Raw genomic sequence first — 2,435 nt, 5'->3', positions numbered from 1 at the left:
GACGGCCGCATGCAGGCGTTCGGCCCGAAGGAGCAGGTGCTCGCCCAGGTGCTGCAGCCGCGCGTGACGCCGCCGGCACCGATCAAGATCGTCAGCGAAGGCGGAGTGGCCAAGCCATGAGCACGATGGCCATCGGCGGCCCGAAGCCTGCCGCGAAGAAGACCGTGCGTGAATCCATCAAGTTTCACCTGATCCTCGGCCTCGTGATCGTGGTCGTCCTTGTCGTCGGTCTCGGCGGCTGGGCGTCGACCGTTCTGATCTCAGGTGCGCTGATCGCGCCGGGGCAGATCGTGGTCGAATCCAACGTCAAGAAGGTGCAGCACCCGACCGGCGGCGTGGTTGGCGAGGTGCGCGCCCGCGATGGCGACCTGGTCAAGGCCGGCGACATCGTGGTGCGGCTCGACGACACCGTCACCAAGGCGAATCTTGCCATCGTCACCAAGAATCTCGACGCCGCGCAGGCGCGCGCGGCGCGATTGCAGGCCGAGCAGCGCGGTGTCGACAGAATCGAATTTCCGCAGGCCCTGCTCGAGCGCGCCATCGATCCTGACGTCAAGCTGCTGCTCTCCGCCGAAACCAAGCTGTTCGACGTCCGCGTCAACGGCCGCACCGGACAGAAGGCGCAGCTACGCGAGCGCATCACGCAGCTCAATGAGGAAATCTCGGGCCTCAGCGCCCAGGAGAAGGCGAAGGACCAGGAGATCTCGCTGGTGCAGAACGAGCTCACCGGCGTGCGGGAGCTCTACGACAAGCGTCTGGTGCAGATCTCGCGCCTGACCCAGCTCGAACGCGACTCGGCACGCCTCAACGGCGAGCGCGCGCAGTACATCGCCTCGCGCGCCCAGGCCAAGGGCAAGATCACCGAGACCGAGCTGCAGATCATCCAGGTCGACAAGGACGTGGTGAGCGAAGTCTCCAAGGACCTGCGCGAGACCAACGACAAGATCGGGGAACTGATCGAGCGCAAGGTCGCCGCCGAAGACCAGCTTCGCCGCATCGACATCCGCGCGCCGCAGGACGGCATGGTGCTGCAATCGACCGTGCACACGGTGGGCGGCGTCGTCACCGCCGGTGATGCGCTGATGCTGATCGTGCCGCAGGCCGACGATCTCCAGGTCGAGGCCAAGGTCAACCCGGTCGACATCGACAAGCTCCAGATCGGCCAGAAGACGCTGCTGCGCCTCTCGGCCTTCAACCAGCGCACCACACCGGAGCTCAACGGCCTCGTCAGCCGCGTTTCGCCCGACGTCACCACCGACCAGCGCACCGGTCAGAGCTACTACACCATCCGCGTCTCGATGCCCGCCGAGGAGATCGCCCGTCTCGGCGACGTCAAGATGATTCCCGGCATGCCCGTGGAAGCCTTCGTCCAGACTGGCGACCGCACCATGCTGTCCTATCTGATGAAGCCGCTGCACGACCAGCTGATGCGGGCGTTCCGGGAGAAGTGACACGCGAAAGCGCGTCATCCGGGCGCGCTTAGCGCGCATCCGGGATCACGGACGGCAGACTCGGTCTCGTAGGGTGGGCAAAGGCGCAAAGCGCCGTGCCCACCATCTTTTTATGACGAGCGTATTGGTGGGCACGCTTCGCTTTGCCCACCCTACGGCATCTCCTTCTTTGCTATAGTTCGACTCGAGCCTCAGCAAACCGGCGGTCGACCCATGCAATCTCTCCCCTCCATCGCCACCGAATCCTTCTCCGACGCGTCCCTCGCCGTTGCCCGCCTGGAAGAGATCTACGAGCGCAACACGAAGTTCCTGCGCGACCGGTTCGAGGCCTATGTTGGCGGCGAAGCGATCACGACGCGGGTGCGGGCCTATTATCCCTTCGTCCGCGTCACCACCGCAACGCATGCGCGCCTGGATTCGCGCCTGGCCTATGGCTTCGTCGCCGGCCCCGGCGTGCACGAGACCAGCGTCACACGGCCGGATCTGTTCCGCAGCTATCTCGTCGAACAGATCGGACTGCTGATCCAGAACCATGGCGTTCCGGTCGAGATCGGAGAATCGTCCGAGCCGATCCCGATCCACTTCGCCTACCGCCGCGATATCAACATCGAGGCCGCCATTACCACCAGCGAGAATTCCGCCGTCGCACGGTCGCTGCGCGATGCGTTCGACGTGCCTGATCTCGCGACGATGGACGATTCGATCGCCGACGGCACGTTCGAGCTCCAGCCCGGCGCGCCCGAGCCGCTGTCGCTCTTTCGGGCCGCTCGCGTCGATTACTCGCTGCGCCGGCTCTATCATTACACCGGCACCGACCCCGAGCATTTCCAGAATTTCGTGATCTTCACCAACTACCAGTTCTATGTCGACGCCTTCGCGCAAGCTTGCCAGCAGCGGCTCCAGTCCGGCGAGGCCGGCCTCGAAGCCTTCGTCACGCCGGGCAATGTCATCACGCGCAGCGGCGGCGCCACCAGCGGGGACGCG

General features: G+C 65.1%; 1 protein-coding gene and 1 pseudogene. Both read left to right on the top strand.

Translation table 11 applies throughout. The features are described 5' to 3' along the window. Positions 1–116: 116 nt before the first annotated feature. Positions 117–1,451 (top strand): HlyD family type I secretion periplasmic adaptor subunit, encoded by a 1,335-nt coding sequence (locus MOV75_RS34685; RefSeq protein WP_246925190.1) that lies wholly within the window; start codon positions 117–119, stop codon positions 1,449–1,451. Between the two features lie 213 nt (positions 1,452–1,664). Next, a pseudogene (locus MOV75_RS34680) lies at positions 1,665–2,435 on the top strand (AMP nucleosidase); the annotation flags it as partial.

Source organism: Bradyrhizobium sp. PRIMUS42, assembly GCF_023006515.1.
Classification (GTDB): Bacteria; Pseudomonadota; Alphaproteobacteria; order Rhizobiales; family Xanthobacteraceae; genus Bradyrhizobium.
This window is presented reverse-complemented; position numbering and strand designations above follow the sequence as displayed.